14 protein-coding genes and 1 tRNA gene are annotated in these 17,470 nt (G+C 60.1%); 10 read left to right on the top strand and 5 right to left on the bottom strand.

The genetic code is table 11. The features are described from left to right. Window positions 1-274 precede the first annotated feature (274 nt). The 4 genes from BRA471DRAFT_RS34210 (at window position 275) to BRA471DRAFT_RS38585 (ending at window position 5,499) form a co-directional block, all read left to right on the top strand. Window positions 275-2,062, top strand: coding sequence for a caspase domain-containing protein (locus BRA471DRAFT_RS34210; protein ID WP_007615630.1), 1,788 nt, complete (start codon window positions 275-277; stop codon window positions 2,060-2,062). 546 nt (window positions 2,063-2,608) lie between these two features. Continuing rightward, window positions 2,609-2,998 (top strand): response regulator transcription factor, encoded by a 390-nt coding sequence (locus tag BRA471DRAFT_RS34205; RefSeq protein WP_007615628.1) that lies wholly within the window; start codon window positions 2,609-2,611, stop codon window positions 2,996-2,998. 91 nt (window positions 2,999-3,089) lie between these two features. After that, the gene (locus tag BRA471DRAFT_RS34200) at window positions 3,090-4,964 is read left to right on the top strand and encodes an ATP-binding protein (protein ID WP_007615620.1); all 1,875 of its coding nucleotides are present in this window, start codon (window positions 3,090-3,092) and stop codon (window positions 4,962-4,964) included. A gap of 382 nt (window positions 4,965-5,346) precedes the next feature. After that, window positions 5,347-5,499: a hypothetical protein gene (locus tag BRA471DRAFT_RS38585; protein WP_157234110.1), complete on the top strand. Its 153-nt coding sequence runs from the start codon at window positions 5,347-5,349 to the stop codon at window positions 5,497-5,499. Between the two features lie 168 nt (window positions 5,500-5,667). On the opposite strand, the gene BRA471DRAFT_RS39215 is transcribed toward BRA471DRAFT_RS38585, so the two are convergent. Next, window positions 5,668-6,297, bottom strand: coding sequence for an MBL fold metallo-hydrolase (locus BRA471DRAFT_RS39215; RefSeq protein ID WP_198287846.1), 630 nt, complete (start codon window positions 6,295-6,297; stop codon window positions 5,668-5,670). Continuing rightward, on the bottom strand, window positions 6,254-6,883 hold the full coding sequence (locus tag BRA471DRAFT_RS39210) for an MBL fold metallo-hydrolase (protein ID WP_198287845.1): 630 nt from the start codon (window positions 6,881-6,883) through the stop codon (window positions 6,254-6,256). The genes BRA471DRAFT_RS39215 and BRA471DRAFT_RS39210 overlap by 44 nt, the downstream gene beginning before the upstream one ends. 1,622 nt (window positions 6,884-8,505) lie before the next feature. On the opposite strand from BRA471DRAFT_RS39210, the gene BRA471DRAFT_RS38580 reads away from it, so the two are divergent. Further along, window positions 8,506-8,618: transfer RNA gene (locus BRA471DRAFT_RS38580), tRNA-OTHER, on the top strand. A 197-nt stretch (window positions 8,619-8,815) separates the two neighbouring features. Here the strand turns inward: BRA471DRAFT_RS38580 and BRA471DRAFT_RS34185 are convergent. Next, a complete protein-coding gene (locus tag BRA471DRAFT_RS34185; protein WP_035975276.1) occupies window positions 8,816-9,340 on the bottom strand; it encodes a PaaI family thioesterase in 525 nt (174 codons plus the stop codon). Between the two features lie 5 nt (window positions 9,341-9,345). Then, window positions 9,346-10,317 (bottom strand): zinc-binding alcohol dehydrogenase family protein, encoded by a 972-nt coding sequence (locus BRA471DRAFT_RS34180; RefSeq protein ID WP_007615617.1) that lies wholly within the window; start codon window positions 10,315-10,317, stop codon window positions 9,346-9,348. 152 nt (window positions 10,318-10,469) lie between these two features. Here BRA471DRAFT_RS34180 and BRA471DRAFT_RS34175 point away from each other — a divergent pair, with 152 nt between their 5' ends. Further along, window positions 10,470-11,018 (top strand): TetR/AcrR family transcriptional regulator, encoded by a 549-nt coding sequence (locus BRA471DRAFT_RS34175; RefSeq protein ID WP_231171002.1) that lies wholly within the window; start codon window positions 10,470-10,472, stop codon window positions 11,016-11,018. 259 nt (window positions 11,019-11,277) lie between these two features. Here the strand turns inward: BRA471DRAFT_RS34175 and BRA471DRAFT_RS34170 are convergent, their stop codons facing one another. Then, window positions 11,278-11,502, bottom strand: a complete 225-nt coding sequence (locus BRA471DRAFT_RS34170) for a hypothetical protein (RefSeq protein ID WP_231171001.1) — start codon at window positions 11,500-11,502, stop codon at window positions 11,278-11,280. A gap of 235 nt (window positions 11,503-11,737) precedes the next feature. On the opposite strand from BRA471DRAFT_RS34170, the gene BRA471DRAFT_RS34165 reads away from it, so the two are divergent. The 4 genes from BRA471DRAFT_RS34165 (at window position 11,738) to BRA471DRAFT_RS34150 (ending at window position 17,470) form a co-directional block, all read left to right on the top strand. Then, on the top strand, window positions 11,738-12,223 hold the full coding sequence (locus BRA471DRAFT_RS34165) for a hypothetical protein (RefSeq protein WP_007615614.1): 486 nt from the start codon (window positions 11,738-11,740) through the stop codon (window positions 12,221-12,223). A 280-nt stretch (window positions 12,224-12,503) separates the two neighbouring features. Next, window positions 12,504-14,657 carry a GumC family protein gene (locus BRA471DRAFT_RS34160; RefSeq protein ID WP_007615613.1) on the top strand — a complete coding sequence of 718 codons (2,154 nt, stop codon included), beginning with the start codon at window positions 12,504-12,506 and terminating at the stop codon, window positions 14,655-14,657. Between the two features lie 2 nt (window positions 14,658-14,659). Further along, window positions 14,660-15,823, top strand: coding sequence for a glycoside hydrolase family 5 protein (locus tag BRA471DRAFT_RS34155; RefSeq protein WP_007615612.1), 1,164 nt, complete (start codon window positions 14,660-14,662; stop codon window positions 15,821-15,823). Window positions 15,824-15,901: 78 nt separating this feature from the next. Beyond that, window positions 15,902-17,470, top strand: a complete 1,569-nt coding sequence (locus BRA471DRAFT_RS34150) for a hypothetical protein (protein ID WP_007615611.1) — start codon at window positions 15,902-15,904, stop codon at window positions 17,468-17,470.

The raw sequence follows: 17,470 nt of genomic DNA, 5'->3' as shown, positions 1-17,470 counted from the left end.
CGGTTCGTTCCTTGGCATTATTGTCGGATTGCCCGACGACAAGCAGCCATGACTGGCAACATCCTTTTGAAGGTTGGCCATCGTGTTAGTCGGTACTGCGGCAGTCTGGACCGAGGGGTAGAGCAGACGTCGTCCCACCGAGGGGCTAAGGGCTTGCCTTTGACCCGTAGCGGCCCTGGGTCGGAAGCATGTCGAATGTGACAATTGTCACATAAGCCCTACTTGCCTTTCGGCAGTCTGTGCATAGGCTGCGCACTTATTGCCGGGGATTGTAATGGGCGCTTTTCGCTGGTTTTCTTTGTTCGTTTCCATATGGCTGATGTGCAGTTCAGCCCACGCCGAGCGTCGTATCGCGCTGGTGATCGGCAACTCGGCTTACAAGAGCGTACCCAAGCTCTCCAACCCTGCGAACGATGCCGCCCTGGTCGGAGGCATGTTCAAAAAAGCCGGATTCGACTGGATCGACATCAGGACCGATCTCAATGCTTCCGAGATGCGCAAGGCGCTGCGTGACTTCGGCGGGCGGGCGCGAGATGCTGAGGTCGCTGTCGTCTACTACGCCGGTCACGGCATCGAACTTGACGGCACCAACTATCTCATCCCGACTGACGCGTCTCTGGAGACCGACAGCGACGTTCTTGACGAGACCGTGGCGCTCGATCGGGCGCTGTTCGCCGTCGAGCCTGCCAAACAGCTTCGCCTGATTATCCTGGATGCCTGCCGGGATAATCCGTTCGCCAAAACCATGAAGCGCACGGTTGCTGCCCGTGCCATTGGTCGCGGCCTTGCCAAGGTCGAGCCGACCAGCCCGAACACGATGATTGCGTTCGCGGCGAAGGCAGGCTCTACCGCTTCGGATGGCGACAGCAAGAACAGCCCATTTGCCGCAGCGCTAGTAGAGCGGCTACCGACGCCGGGTCTCGATCTGCGCAAGGCATTCGGCTTCGTCCGTGACGATGTCTTGAAGAACACCAGCTACAAGCAGGAACCGTATGTCTACGGCTCGCTAGGCGGTGATGATATAGCGATCGTGGCCGCGAAGCCGACAGCAACCGGCCCTCAGGCCAGCCCTGATGATGCCATTCGCCGCAACTATGAACTTGCCCTGCAGCTCGGCACTCGCGATGGCTGGAACGTTTTCCTCGCTCAGTACCCGGACGGCTTTTATGCGGGGCTGGCGAAGGGCCAACTCAACAAGATCGCCGCGGAGGAGACCCGCGCAGCAGCGGTCGAGAAGGCTCGGCAGGCCGAAGAAGACAAGGCACGGCTTGCCTCTGACCGTGCAAAGAAGACCGAACAGGACAAAGCCGCCGCCGCCGCCAAGGCTGCTGAGGATGCGCGGCTCGCCGCCGAGAAGGCCAAGCAGGTCGAGGAGGCGAAAGCCGCCGCCGCCGAGCAACGGCGCAAGGAAATAGAGGCCATTGCGAAAGCTCTGGCCGACAAGCAGGCCGCCGAGAAGCAAGCTGCCGAGAAACGGCAAGTTGAGGACAGCCCCCAGAAAGTTGCAGCCGTTGCCCTGACCTCGTCACAGCCAACCCTGTCCCCCTCAGAGACGGCGAAGCTCGTTCAGTCCGAACTGCGCCGCGTCGGCTGCCTGGCCGCCGCTGCCGATGGCGACTGGAATGCGTCATCACAACGCTCGCTGACGTTATTTAACAAATACGCCGGGACGAAGTTCGACGCCAAGCTGGCGACCTTCGACGCGCTCGACGCCATCAAGGCTAAGCCGGGTCGGATCTGCCCGCTGGTCTGCGATCGCGGCTTCAAGGCCGATGGCGACGCTTGTGTGAAGATCGCCTGCCGCGCCGGCCATCGCGTCAACGACGACAATGAGTGCGAGAAGGTGCAGGACAACAAGCCGTTTGGGACCCGCGAGGATGCCAAGAAGCGAGACGACGAGAGGAGGAAGGTTGAAGCTGCGCCCGCGAAGCCGCAGGCGACTGGACAGATCGTCTGTGGTCAGGGTGGCTGTAGGCCGGTGCGTCCGGGCTGTCGCCTACAACCGACTAATATGTATGCTGACGCGTGGCGGCGGGGCGGGACGGTAGAAGTTTGCAATTGAAGACGGCTCTCTTTCGGCCGAATTACGGCGATGAAGCAGCCGCCGCCGCGAGCACAGCGGCAGCATCGATTCGTGCTTTTCGTATCGCCGCTGCAAGCAACACAATGGCCGAACACCTGGAGCGGGACGCACTCGCTGTACCGGCTGCGGGAGATGTATCCCAAGCTGCTCGCTTCCAATTTGGAAGGACGAATTGGGCCCTTATCGAAAGACCGAGAACGTTTCGCGATGCGAAGAAGGATTACGCCAAGCCGGGCTGCCGGAGTAACGAGCACTCAGGCCTTATGACTGGCACTTCCGGTTTTGGCCCATCGAGGAAATGGCGGCAGCCCTCCGGGACGTCCGCTCACCGAGGCATGGCGGACCAGATTTGCTCAGGTTGAGTTCTTCGCATTTTGACCCGGAGCGGAAGCGGCAACGAGCATTTTCGACCGAATGCCCCAGCGCCAATCTTGACTAAGGTCAAGGAAAGAGCCCAGCCAAACGTACAATTTACCACGGCGTGAGTGGGTTGCGGGTTTGCTTGGGCGGGTTGGGTGGAGCTTGATGTCTTCAAATAAGGGCGTTGTTTTCGTCGTCGATGACGACCCCGGTATGCTGCGAAGTATAGGTCGAATACTGCGACAGTTCGGCTACGGCAGCCTGCTCTTTCCGACTGCGAGTGCTTTCGAAAATCACGCCGATTTCGACGACGTAATTTGCGTTCTGCTCGACATAAACTTGGGTGATGGGTCGGGGATCGAAGTGAGACGGCGTCTCAAACTGGCCGGGAATAATGTACCGGTCATCTACATGACTGGAAACGACAGCCCCCTCATTCGCGAGACTGCACTTCAATCTGGGTGCCTTGCCTACCTGGTAAAGCCGTTCTCGGCCAAGTTGCTGATAGAGCCGATTGAGCGAAGGTCGAGTACCCAAACCGGATATCCGCCCTAGCCCGACCGCCGATAGCGCTTTTTCTTGTCAATCATCTTATTGAGCCCTTATCGTTCCAACACTCGGGTTAAGTGCCCGGACTAGGATGGCAATGCGTTTCTGGCCGACTGCCTTATCATGGCGAAATTGTCGCGCGCGGAGCTTCACCGCTGTGCTGGCCATCGCTTTGTTGCAGGTGACGGTGCGCCAAAGTCAGGCGGCCGATCCAGCAGCCAAACGCGTTCTGATGTTGCATTCGTTCGGACCACAATTCAAGCCTTGGAGCGATTATGCTCGCACGATTCGAGCCGAAACCATTCGTCAGGTAAAATCGTCGATTGATTTCACAGACTTCTCGCTCACCAGCGCAAGATCGGACAACGCAGAGCCCGAAATCCCGTTGGTTCAGTATCTCCGGGCGCTCTATCTCAGGGAGCCACTCGACCTGATAATCGCGGTGGGAGCGCCCGCCGCAAGCTTTATCCAGAGGCATCGCAGCGAGTTGTTTCAAACGACCCCAATGATCTTCACGGCTGTTGACAGGCGCCGCGTCGATTTTAGTCAACTTTCGGAAAACGACACGGTCGTAGCCGTCGATCACGATTTTGCTGCCATTCTCAAGACTATCCTGCAAGTGCTGCCGGATACCAGAGCGTTAGCAATTGTGAACGGAGTATCTCCCAACGAAGTATTCTGGCACGCGGAAATACAGCGGCAACTAGCTCCCTTTGCGAACAGGGTCGTCTTGAAATGGTACGATGAGTTGCCTTTTGCCGACATTCTCAAGGACGCAGCGAAGCTGCCGCCACATAGCGCGATTCTCTGGCATTTGATGAATGTGGATGCAGCAGGTGTCTCTCATGAAGAAAACGAGGCGTTGAATGCATTGGCTTCCGTAGCCTCTGCCCCCATCTTCTCTTACGACGGCTCCTTTTTTGAAGGCGCCCTCGTTGGGGGGCCGATGTTTTCCGTGTTGGAGAGCAGTGCAATCACGGCCAGTGTCGCGAACCGAATCCTTTCGGGGGAAAGGGCGGGGGACATCAAGACCCGGCCGATTGAGTTCGCGGCTGCAAAGTTCGATTGGCGGCAAATGCAGCGCTGGGGAATTAGCGAGAACAATTTGCCTGCTGGAAGTACCGTTTACTTCCGAGAACCGACGGTGTGGGAACGGTATGCATGGCAGATCGCATCTGTCGTCGCGATTCTTGTGATACAGGCCGGATTTATTATTATCCTGTTACGCGAACATCGTCGGCGTCAACTTGTCGAGGTGCAGTATAGGCAGCGCACGGCGGAACTTGTCCATGTCAATCGCATCGCCACGGCTGGCGAACTGACCGCCTCAATTGCTCATGAAATCAACCAGCCGCTCGGCGCTATTCTGACCAATGCCGAAACCGCTCAGGTGATCCTGAAATCTTCGAGCCCCGACATGGCGGAACTGAACGAGATCGTCGGCGATATCCTGCGCGATGACCGCCGCGCCAGCGAAGTCATCCGGAGGATGAAGAGCCTGCTGAAAAAAGCACCCTTTGAACTGAAGAGCCTCGACTTCAATGATCTCGTTGGTGAGACTGTCGAACTCGTTCTTGGCGTTGGACGAAAGGTCGAACTGGTTAGTGTGATCACGCCGGAAGCTCTTCCGATCCTCGGCGACCGCATTCAACTCCAACAAGTCATTCTTAACCTTGTCACGAACGGGATCGACGCGATGAAGGAGATACCTACCGAAAACCGCATCATAAGCATCCGGACTGCGCGCGTCGAAAAATTTGCCGAGTTGTCCGTGTTGGATCGCGGGCCGGGCATTCCCGAAGACAAACTGAAAGAAGTCTTCGACCCGTTCTACAGCAGCAAAGCCGAAGGCATGGGCATGGGGCTGTCCATCGCGCGCACCATTATCGAGGCCCACAATGGGCAGATAAGGGCCGAAAATCGGGATCATGGCGGTGCGTCGTTCCGGATCAGGCTTCCTATTGTCCAATAGTTCGTGAACCATCTCGCGACCCGATGACCGTACTTCTGCTTATGGTACACAGCTGACCTGCCGCGCGCATCGGTGGCCCCAAAACGGGCTCTTGATGTGCGGTCGGCGGTTCACGATCAGTTTCTGAGGTTGCTCAATTGTTCTCCTGCAGTGCAGGATGCTGGCCTGCAGTGGCCCTAGTTTGGATTTGCCAAGGTTGCCGCAATCTGTTCTCCGTGAGACTTCGGGTGTTTTGTGGGCGGTTCCGTTGAGCTGCCTCAAGCTCAGGTCGTCAAAGCTTCATAACATGTAGACGTAACCGAGCGACCTTCTGGCAGGGCTGCTGAGGTTATGGCCCCGGGCTCCCAGGCACTCTGGGCCGCCTTCTCCAAAGGAGGAAGCAGTGGAAATCTTAGCCGACGCCGAAGCAGTCCTCGAACGGATTGAGCGGAGCGCCGCACAAATCAAAGATGAAGAAGGCCGCGAAGCACTGTTAGAGTACGTTGAGGCGCACCGAGAGGTCATCAATGTGCTGCGGCGGCGGCTCTACAATTAAGGCCGCCTTAGTGGGCGACCTCTTTCTTAGCCCGCAAAGTGACTTCCGCTTGTGGCCCGTGGCGGACTCTAACTCAGAGTCGCGCGAGGTCTGCTTCCTGAGGGTGACCGGAACAGGACTATGCAAGCTGGCCAAGGCAGCTTCTGACCCAAAGCGGACCTTCCGATCTCAACCCTTGCGAGCCGTCGCCTGGCCGACGCCGATCTGCATCAGGTCTCGGCCAATCACCAGTTCGCCCGAGAAGCCCTTGCCCGCGGGTAGCAGTTGCTCTCGCGTAGCGTTGCCGGGCACGATGTGGCTGAGAACAAGTTTCTTGACGCCTGCCGCTTCAGCGATCGCTCCAACCTCTTCGACCTGGGTGTGGGCGTTGAGCAGATGCTGCATCAAGCCTTCCTGTGCGAGCGAACGCGGCGTCGGGAAGAGACCTTTGACCCAGTTCGTCACAATGACCTCGTGAACGAGAATGTCTGCGCCTTTCGCGAGCTTGATCAAATTCTCACTTCGCCCCGTATCGCCGGAGAACACAATGGATCCGTCGTCAGTATCGAAGCGATAGGCGAATGCAGGCCAGACAGGCGCGTGCTCGACCAGGGTTGCGGAAACGCGAACGCGATCATCCTCGAAGAATTTGAACGGCTCCATTGGCGGAGAGGGGGTTTCATTGGGTGATTTGAAGCCGGCAATCGGCGGGAGTTCGATGTCGTGCGCCTCGACCACCGCTTCGAGGCTCGGCTTGCCGTTGTCGCGGATTCGGTCATTCAGATCCGTCGCGAAAGCCTGATAGAGGTAGCCCGTCATATCCCTGGTGCCGGGCGTCGGATTGTCGGGATTGATGATTGGCACGGTCGGAGTGGGAGAGCCGGGCAGCGAAAACACAGGTGCCATCTGGCCTCGCCGACCCGGGCCGAAGTTTGAAAGGAGTGGACCGGCGGTCGAGCCCGACGAACAAACCGAACAAAAGCAGGTTAGCATAATCGACTGTATGATCGGAATGCAGGTGGGTCAGGAACAGCGCTCGCACCTTGTCGTCCATCACACGGCTGCTTGTCGGCGATATCGCCTGTTGAAGGCGTTTGCCGACCCCCTCGCCGCAGTCCACGATATAGTGGGCGTCACCGACCGCCACGGCCGACGATATGCCGCACTGATCCGAATTCGGCCACCAGGTCGGGCCGCCTGCCGTGCCGAGCAGAATGAGCTTCGTCCGCGAATTGATGGCGTCTGCGGATGATTGGGCGAGCTGAATTCGTGTGTCCAGGCTGCCGTCGCCGGCCACGGCCGTGCACATCATCGGCCCAAGCAAGCCGGCTCCTGCCGCACTTCCCGCTAGGAAGCCACGGCGCGTGAGCGCTTGCTGGATAGCGTGTCCGATCAGGTTGCACATTTGGCCCCCAAGACGGCTTCACGAGACAATTTCTGGTAAGTGGACCAGAGAGCCCGTCAACGGACAGCGTTTCGTCAACATGCAGACATCCCGTCGCCAAAACATGCGCAACCGGATCCACTTTCGGACTCCGCTCGCAAATTGCACGTAAATTGTATGGAGGACATGTACAATCGGCAGTCCAGCAGCGGCAATTGGCCGCCTTTGAGAAGATGAACTTAAAGTCTGTTGCGCTTACTAAATCATCCGGCGTGAGTGCCAGACTCACGTCTGAGTTTGGCCGTCAGCCGAACTGCCTTTGAGCGGCCGTAAAGGCCGCTCTCAGAGGAAAACCGGACTTCGCGAGATGAGCGGTCGGACCGCCGCTTGTGACCCTTAGCGGACTTCCTCAGTTCATGGAAAATTGAGCATTCGCCGTGTTCACGGTTGACTGCCTGCTGCTATGCAACTCAAAAGAGGGGTTGTTGATATAGGCCATCTTTCCCACGGTCAAAGCTGAGACTAAGCGTGAATCCTCTCTGCAAAGCCGTAGCCCTAACTCTGCTGGCTGCTACGAGTTTAGCTGTAGCGGCTTGTTCGCCCCAAGATGACGCACATCTCGCTTGTGCTGCGACTATTTTTGTCGCGGAAAGACTTATGGAGGCAGGCAAAGTTCCAGCCGACGACGCGTTACGACAGAAAGCGAACGATGCTGAGATCAATTACCAAAACGCATGGGTGGAGTTTCCGAAGACTGGACACACGTGAACCTGAAGGTGAACGTGAGCGTCTCATGGAGCTTGCTCATATATTTGGTCGCGAACGAGACCGACTTCTCAAAGAGCTACCGCCAAAGGAAGTCGTAGCACGGGCAAAGATCTGTATCGATCAGGCACCGCCGAAAGGGCGAGGGTTTCCGTTGCCAAAGTGATTGCGCGAGCAGATGATGAGATACATCGTTAGGTCCGGACCTCAGGTCTATCGGGCCGCGACACCGCAAGACGCGCTTGCGCTGGGCGAACAGATGGCGGGCGAAGGGATGGACGACATCTGGATCATTGATCAGGGTCCCCACGGCGTCATTTTGAGCCTCGAAGCCTTACGATGCGCGCTCAAAGACCTCAGCTGTAAATGCTGATCGAAAAATGACCCCCATCGGCGTCTTGCGGACCCCTTGAAGTCATTGATTGCATTGAATCTGATCCATTGGACCCCCACGCCGATAAGCGTGAGACCCCGCGCCGAAACACAGTCAACCATGTTCCAAGGATCAAGGACTTGCTTGATCGGATCATGGTCGAAGCCGAGACGATCACCCGCCTCGGCCGGCGCCCGGCCCGCGGCGCCCGATTGCGAAGTCGCGCTGGCGCGAGTGCTACCACGCCAATTCGAGTGAGCGGTAAGCTTTGCATCATGATGTTCGGAAATCGTTTACCATCGGCTTGAATCCGCTTGAGCTGGGCCGCCGGTTCCGGTACAGACTGCCGGTACACACAACCCGCCGCGGTTGTCCGGAAACGCTGATTTTACTGCGGTTTTCCAGGTCCCTGGGACCCCGGCGGAGAATCCCACTCTCTCGCCACCTGACGATCACCACGGATTGATGGCCGGTAACATTGCCCCTGCGACCAGGCTGATGTTGCGCGCTTGTTAGGGGTTGAGCTTCGCGTTACGGTAACAAACCCTAGCAATTTCAACGATCCCGCCCAGACTACGAATCTGAGGGTCGGACGTTCGAATCGTTCCGGGCGCGCCATTTACGCCAAAGCACGATATGGACAGCCTGCGGCTAGCGTTCGACGCAAACGCTCTTGATCTCCGCCATTTTTGCCACAGCTCGCGCGCTGTTTGACCAGCTATATAGCTCTCATTTGGTCTGGTTGGCGCTGTGATGAAGTAGCAGTCATCAGCTCGCAGCAACCGACCTTTCACGGCGGCAGCGATCATGCGACGTCACGGTTCTCTATGCGGTACCACCTCGAAGATCAGGCAGGTCGTGCTCGCCTGGGCGAAAAGCCTGCCACTCGCATCCGTCAAGCTCGCTTCCGCCATCGCTGTCTGGCGGCCCAGATGGATGACGCGCCCCACCGCCTTCATTGGTCCGGAGTCGCGATCGACGCCCCGGAGGTAATTCACCTTGATCTCCAGCGTCGTGTACGCCCGTCCGAAGGGAAGCTTGGTGTGGACGGCGCAGCCCATTGCCGAGTCGAGAACCGTGGCGATTATGCCGCCATGGACTGAGCCGATCGGATTGTATTGCGACTCTTGCGGCTTCAGAATCATTTCAACGCTGCCATCCCCAACTCGGTCGATGCTGAACTCGACCAGACGGCAGATCGGCGGGAGCGGAACGTCGCCTCGAAGCATAGCTTCGAGGAAATCTCGCCCGCTCATCGTCTGACCTGCTGCGGCCAAGGCTTGCGGATCGTCCCAGCGAATTGTGCGCTCGCGCGGGAGCTGTGCGGATAGCGTTGGCATGTCGATCATCCAGCCAGGACGACTTTGCCAAACGGTCGATCCTCGATCAGATGGCGCAGGGCTTCGCCCGCTTCACCGAGGAGATAGACCCGCTCGACGACAGGTTTGACTGATCCGCCCACGATCAACGGAATGATGTCCCGCCATGCCGCGGCAACGACGAGCGGTGACTGGGCGAACAAAGAGAAACCGCTCATACGCGCGCCTTTCCAGATCAGGTCTGTCACATCGATCGTGGTCTTGCGTCCGGCGGAATAGCCCAGCGTAATCAGGACACCGCCGAGTGTGAGGGTGCTCAGCGCCTCACTGGTCACGGTGCCGCCGATGCCATCGATAACGATGTCAACGCCCTTGCCGTCCGTTATCCGGCGTACGCCGTCGGCAAGATCTTCCGCGGAAAGGTCAATCACGTCTTCGAAGCCAAGCTCGCGTGCTCTGGCAGCTTTCGCAGCGCTGCCGGCCGTTGAAATCACCTTGCCGGCGCCCTGTGCCCGCGCGAGCTGATAGGTCGCGTTGCCCACCGACCCACCGATTGCCGGAGCCAGCACCGATTTGCCCGGTTTGAACCCTGCGAGCGTCAGCGTGATCTGCGCCGTCAGATAGGCCACCGGGAGGCTGGCCGCGACGACATTGTCGATCGCGTCGGGCACGAGCGTTGCATCTTTGGGGCTCACCAGCAGCCATTCTTGCCATGCGCCATTTTCGCGAACGCCATAGGGACCGGCGAACATCACGCGACTTCCCACCGCAAAACCGGAGTCGCCGGCATCCTCGATCACGCCGACACCTTCATTGCCGAGCACCAATGGCGCCTTCGCCCGGGGCAGCCCACCCGACAGAATTGTGTGATCAAGCGGCGTGACGCCGGCGGCCGTGACGCGAACCAGCAACCTGTCCTTTGCGGGTTTCGGTTTGAGCAATTCGATCTGCCGCAGCCCGCCATAGCCGGAGAACGTTTCCGCCTGCATCGCACGCATCGATATTTCTCCATTAAAGTTACAGACCTGTCAGTAACTTTTATATTACGGACAGGTCTGTAACTTTGTCAAACGATAAGTCATCAAAGCGAGAGCAAGCGGATATGGAGACAGTAACCCGACCCCGGCGGGGTGCCCCGCCAAAGGGCGAAGTGAGCGCCCGCGAGCGTATCCTTGCGACGGCAAGCGAATTGTTTTACCGCGAAGGCATCCGCGCCATCGGCGTAGACACGGTCGTCGAGCGATCCGGTGTCTCGAAGACGAGTCTCTATCGCCTTTTTGAATCGAAGGACGCTTTGATTGCTGCCTTCGCCGCCGAACAGGATCGGTTGTTCTGGGCGTGGTGGGATCGTATTGAAGACGAGCACGCGGGTGATCCACGCGCTATTCTCGAGGCTTTGCTATCCGGTATCGCAAAGCGGATCACGCACCCCGCCTATCGCGGTTGTCCGTTCCTCAACCTAGCGACGGAATTTCCTGACGAAAACCATCCGGGCCGAGTCATCGCCCGGCGCAACAAGAAGGAAATGCGGACGAGGCTCGCGGTCGTGCTTGGCAAACTTGGCGTCGGTGATCCCAACCGCACCGCGTCACAAATAGCGCTGATCATTAACGGCGCATACGTCACGGGCCTCATCGCACAACCGGCTGATCTGAGGGGCGACCTCACCGATGCCGTCATCAAGTTATTGGTCCAATGATTTCATCGCTTGAGCGCGCTAAATCACAGGCGATCACATGTCTTCGGGTTCTGACGTGATTTTGGATACAGCATCATTGCGCCGCGGCGAAGCAATAGTGCCCATCTTCATCGGCCGTGGCGCGCCATTTCGGAATACGCGATCAGCGCCGATTTCCCCACCCGACCCGTTCGGTTTCATCCCCAGCGGCGTCCGCGATTTCGCGATTACAACTCGCTGCACTGCTTCCAGGATTGCGCGTGCCGTAACAAAGCCCGCTTTAGCGCCGTCCAACTTCCTGCGCCGCCGGATCCGAACCGAGCCCCTTGCTCGTCAGCAAAAGGTTGAACTGATCCGCGAAGAAAAGCTGCCCGTTCGGCGCCGTGATCGAAACCACAAAACCATTCACCGCGTGCTTGCGGGCCAGGATCACCGCAACGATCGCGCTGTCACGGAAATCCACGGTGCGGCAGTCGTCTTTAATAGCTTCGATAATAAATGTCATTTGGCCCATGACCACAATTGGCACGCGCTAATTGCGCGCCGGGCAACTCAACCTCGTATCGGTGAAAATGATATTGCCGACAAGCCAGCTATTGACCCGATGGAACCGCGGCCATACCCATATTGGGGGAAACAGCAGACCGGTCCTGCCTCACGCGGTGCGCCACGGAGACATAACCGGCTTGCAACCGACTTGTGGGCGTTGGACCGGAAATCCGTAGAAGCGGGCACTGGTGATGGTTGGTACGGCGAAAGACGAGGACATCGCGGCGGACTTGATCCGAACCGTCTCCCGCCACTCGTTGGCTTACATGCTGTGCGCAGCCAGCGAAATGTTCCGCCACTACGATTTCGATCCGCTGGACTTGATGATCATTCATGCGGTCTTGAACGCCAACGTTCTCAAGATCATGAAGAACCCCGAACTGGACCGGCAATTTGGCAGCATCCAGGCGGTTGAGCCGGATAAGATCAAGCAGGGCGTTTCCCGTGCCGCCTTGTCCCGCTTTTTCGGTCTGCCGATCGAAACCGTCCGGCGGCGCGCCGATCGCTTGAAGAAGCAAGGCATTTTCCGCGAGACCGACCAGGGACTGATCGTAACCGAAGCCAACCAGTTCAAGTTCGGCAATAATCACGAGCTGCAGAGAACCAACATGCTCCTGGTGCGGAAATTCCTCCGTGACCTGACGGAAGCGGGCGTCGAGCTTCCCGGCGGGATTTGACGGCCGGATCCGGCGTTTGTTTGCCCGCGGCATCACGGCGCGAAGGCGGGACAATCCGGTTGGATCTCCTTCGCGCATCGCTGCCGTGTGAGGTTCAGCACGCAAGGTCACCTGTAATCTGCTTCACGCGCGCGCCCCCTCTCCGCGCAGGGCCGTGAGTCGTCTCTTAACGAACCGTTTACTGAGCTACGCGGCCGCCGTAACCGCGGGTTAACCATGGATATTTACGGTGTAGCAAGTCTCTAGGCTGTGCCTGTCAGTTGATTTCGAGTCCAATTCCATGGCGTTCGGTAGAAGCGCATCTCCGCGAAGCATCGCCCCGACGGAGCCCGCGGCTTCGTGGGAAGCGCCGCGGGCTGCGGCGGCGACGCCCGACAACACCGCACCCGCGCTGATCAAGGGATCGCTGACCCTCACCGGCGCGTTCTCTTTCCTGCGCGAGAACGGCCGGCGCATCCTGATGCTGGCGCTGGCACTTTTCGCGCTCGGCCTCGTCGTGCTGATTGTGCTGCCGGTCCGGTATGCCGCGACGGCGCTCGTCGTGGTCGATCCCCGCGAGCTGCGCGTGACCGCGGATCAGGACGTGCTGCCTGGCATCGGCCAGGACGCCGCTGCGCTTCAGAGCCAGATCGAGATCGCCAAGTCGGACGGCTTTCTCCGGCCCCTGATCGAGAAGCTCAAGATCGCCGACGACGAGGATATCGCAGGCGGTCATACCGACATGACGCGCCTGCTCGAAAAACTCCGCAGCCGTCTCGATATCTCGCGTCGCGGCCTGACTTACGTCATCGCCATCTCGTTCACCTCGAACAGTGCGGAGCGGGCGGCTTATTATGCCAACGCCATCGCAGAGGCGTTCGTCGCGACCCAAAGCCGCGTCCGCAGCGATGCGACGGACGAGGCGGCCGACTGGCTCAAGGACCGGCTGAAGGCGCTGAACGAGCGCCTGCGCGTCTCGGAAGACGCCGTCGCAGCCTTTCGGCTCGAGCACAAGATCCTCAATGCCGGCAAGGATTCCACCACCCAGCAATTGCGGGTGACTGACCTGAACCAGCAGGTCTCCGCGGCTCGCGCGCGCACCGAGGAAGCCAAGGCGCGTTACGAGCAGGTGCAGCGTGATCTCAAGGCGAATGTCGAAGGTCCGGTGAAGCAGGATCTCCTGAGCATGCTGCGCGCGCAGCGCTCGACCCTGAACGACCAGATCGCACAGAAGAAGGCGGTCTACGGCGACCGCCATCCTGATCTTGCGATTTCCTACAGCCAGTTGGCTGACATCAACAGACAGATCGAGGTCGAGCGGAAGAAGAACATCGACACCGCGAAGTCCGAATACGAGGCCCAGCTCGAGCAGCAGGCTGCGCTGGAGAAGCAGCTCAAGGCGGTCGAGACGCAGATGCTGGTGGACGGCCAGGCGCTCGTGAAGCTGCAGGAACTGCAGCGCGATGCCGACGCCAACAAGAACATCTACGAGCAGTTCTTGTCGCGGTTCAAGACGACCAACGAGCAGCGTCAGCTTCAGAGCTCGCAGACCAAGATCGCCTCGCCCGCGATCCCGCCGCTGCGCTCCACGCGTCCGCCGCTCGCCCTGCTGCTCGCCGCGCTCGCGATCGGCTCGCTGTTGACGTCAACCGCTACGGTTGCGGCAATGACGAGCATGTCCGACAAGTCCGATCCTGCCGAGGCTCCGGCTCGAACGCCGGCGCGTGCGGAGGCGAGGGAGACGCCCAAGCGGCAAGTCCAGCGTCCGGCTCCGGCCGTGCAGCAAATAGAGGCGATGCCGAACCTTCCGGTCTGGTCCCGCATTCCCGAACTGGTGTCGGGAGCGGCGCCCAACACTGTCTGGCAACGACCGATTGCCGCCACAGCCGAGCTCGATCTCGGCGCCTACTTGCGTCCGCTGCTCGAGCGTATCGATCGTGCCCCGGTGCGCGGCTGCAAGGTCGCACTCGTGCTGTCGGTCGGCAAGAGCGCCGGCGGCAACACCGTTGCGCGCTCCCTCAACCGCGCGGCGGTCAATCGCGGGATGATGAGCGTGCTGATAAGGCTGCAGCCGGAATTTGCGGGCGCCCAGCCGCCGGTGACCGAATGGCAGGACGGCTCCACCACTGCGGGGCTCCAGTCGATCGACGAGCTGCTGAGCGCCGGCAGGAAGGCCAATGCGCGGCCAGAGGACGACATTCGCTCGGAGTTCGACCTGATCATCGTCCATGCGAACAATCTTGCCTTGCAGCCAGATGCGATCGCGCTCGCCGCGCACGCGGACCTGATCATCCCGGTGGTGCGCGCCGGTGAGCTCGGTTCGGCGGCGATGCGGCGGGTGACCGCCGCGCTGGCGAAGTACGACACCATCGCGACCGGCCTCGTCGTCAATCATGCGCCCGCGGGCTCTGCCGCGCCTCACCCCGACGGCGGCGCGCTTAGCAGGGCGGTTTGACGATGGCGACGCCGTGCCGTCGTCTGCTCCTTGCCACGATCTTGCTGTCCACGATCTTGATGCCAATGTCGCTCGCCCGGGTGGCATCGGCCGAAACTTGCGTGCCTGTCCCGCAGACTGTTGCGCCGGACAGGCTCGCCGCGCTGTCGCGCGGGTTCAATGCCGACGGCTGGATCAATGGCGAAAAATCCGCGCCTCCAACGCGCGAGTTGCTGCAGCAGCTTCGCAAGGCGGGGATGAGTCATGTCCGCTTGCCGGTGCCAGCCGAGCGCGTGATGCTGCGTTTCGCCTCGAAAGCGGACCGCGATGAGACGCTGCGGGCGCTCGACAAGGCATTGAAGCTGCTGATCTCGCTCGGCTATTCAATCTCCGTCGATCTTCATCCCGGCGATCGTTTCAATCGCCTGCACAAGGACGACGCCGACGCGTCGCTGCGCGAGCTCGAGGATGCGTGGGGCACGCTTGCCCGGGTCATTCAATCGTTTCCGGCCGACCGCGTCTTCGCCGAGCTGCTCAATGAGCCCGACATCGAAGCCGACAGATGGCAAGAGCAGGTCGAAACGCTCGCCGCCTTCGTTCGCCAATTGCTTCCCGCGACGACGCTGATCGTCGGCCCGGTCGACTGGCAACGCGCGGACTCGCTGCCGCGGTTTCGCCCGTTGCCGGATCTAAACGTCGTCTACGCCATCCATTTCTACGATCCCATGGTGTTCACACACCAGGGCCACTGGGACGTGCAGGATCCGCTGCACGACATCACCGATCTGCCTTATCCGATCAGCGCCGGCGATCCCGGGGTTCAGGCGCTCCGCCGGGACTTGCAGGACAGAGGCGCGACGAAGGCGCTCGGCATGCTCGACACGGCGATTGCCGCCGCCAGGGACAAGCCGGATGTCAGCCGCTGGCTCGCGCCCGCGGTCGCGTGGCAGCAACGATTTCCGCGGCCGATCATCATCAACGAATTTGGCGTGTTGAAAGCCGCAGCGCCCAGGGACAGCCGCGTGCGCTGGCTCGCGGCTGTGACCGCATATGCGCGGGGGCATTGCTGGGGCTGGGCGCATTGGGAGCTGGCGCAGGGATTCGGCCTGCTCGAAAGCGGCACCGGCAAGCCCGATCCCGACGTCATGCGCGCGCTGCTCGGCGCCGCGAAGCCGGGCCGGCGCTGAACCCGGTCCGCCATCGTTAACGAATCCTTACCCATCCTGCCGCTATCGTGGCCGCCGCGCTGCGCCAAAGGACGAGTCATGATTGGCGGGACCTCACCGCATCTTCAAGCTGTGCAGGCGGGCTGTCCCGAGCCTTCGCGTTCGCCTTGGCGCGAGCTGATCCCGACGCTCTGCATCGCCATCGCAACGATCGGCTTTGTGCCGATCCTGCACGTGGCAAGCCCGGTCCTGTCTCTGACCGTCGAAGTTCTCGTCGCCATCGCCATCGTGGTTGCGGTTCCAACCTACGCGCCGGCGATCGCGATCTTCGTCCTGTTCTTCCAGAACCTCTTCGTCTCGATCCTGTCGCCGCTGATTTCGGCGCCGTCCGACCTGGACTTCATCAAAGGCTATAATTTTCTCGTCTGCTCCGTGATGTGGCTGACGACATTTGGGTTGTATGTCGCCGGCCAAAGGAGCCGGTCGACCGAGGTCGATCAGATCATGCGCTGGGGTGTCGTGACCCTCGCCGTGGTGTCGTTGTATTTCGCGATCGGCTTCGTCCAGGATGGCCAGGCGGCAACGGTCTATCTGCGCAATATCGTGCTGCCGCTGTTCCTGTTCCAGCTCTCGCTGCTGACGGCCGCGACCTATGAGGTTCGCGCCACGCCGTTCCTGGTGACGCTTGGAGCCATTCTGATCCTGTGCGGATACGTCGAGTTTGCGTTTCGGGATTTCTGGCTGGCCATCACCAACGGCTACACGTTCTGGGGTTTCGACGAGCTCAAGGCGGCCCGTTCCGGCGTTTGGGAAGCCGAGATGCGCGCCACCGGCAACGTGCCGGTCGATCTGAAGGATCGCTTCAGCTTCGACTTTCTCAATACGCCCCTGCTCGAAGGGTTCGGCCTGTCGAAGATCCTCCGCATCCACGGACCGAATATGCACCCGATCAGCTTCGCGTACGGGATCGCGTTTTTCGGGCTTTTCCTGTTTTCGGTAGGGCGTCCGTTTCTGGCCCTCGTGGCGTTGCCGCTGCTGATCGTTTGCAGCGTGAAGGGAGCGCTCATCGTGGTGGTGTTCGTCGCCACGGCCTGGATATCGACCCGTCTGCTCGGCGCCGTGGTGACGCTATGGCTCGGCTTCGTGGCCTTGATCGTGTTTGCAATTGCCGCGATCCGCGTCGGCTTGCAAATCGGCGACTATCACGTTCTCGGCCTCATGGGCGGCTTGAACGGATTTCTCGAAAAGCCGTTTGGCCGCGGCTTGGGCGTTGGCGGCAATCTGTCGGATGACTATTTCTCGATCGATTGGAGCGCCGCGCAGGCCGCCGGAACGACGAACGGCGCCGTCGAGAGTGCGATCGGCGTCCTGCTATACCAAATGGGCATCGCCGCCCTCGTTCCGCTGGCGTTTCATTTCGCGGTGGCGCTGAAGGCCTGGCGTCTTTATGCATTCTCTGGATATTTGACGCAGGGGCTCGCGGGCTTCGGCGTCATGGTCGTGCTGCTGAATGGATTGTTTCAGGAAGAGGCCTTGTTCGCGCCGCTGGCGCTGGGGCTCATGCTCTCGCTCACCGGGCTGGTCATCGGCAGCCACATCAGGGCGCAGACGGTCTCCGTTCCGGATGACGACCCGGAGCGGCTGGCACACTACCAGGCCGCGACGTAG

Source organism: Bradyrhizobium sp. WSM471 (assembly GCF_000244915.1).
Taxonomy (GTDB): Bacteria; Pseudomonadota; Alphaproteobacteria; order Rhizobiales; family Xanthobacteraceae; genus Bradyrhizobium.
This window is presented reverse-complemented; position numbering and strand designations above follow the sequence as displayed.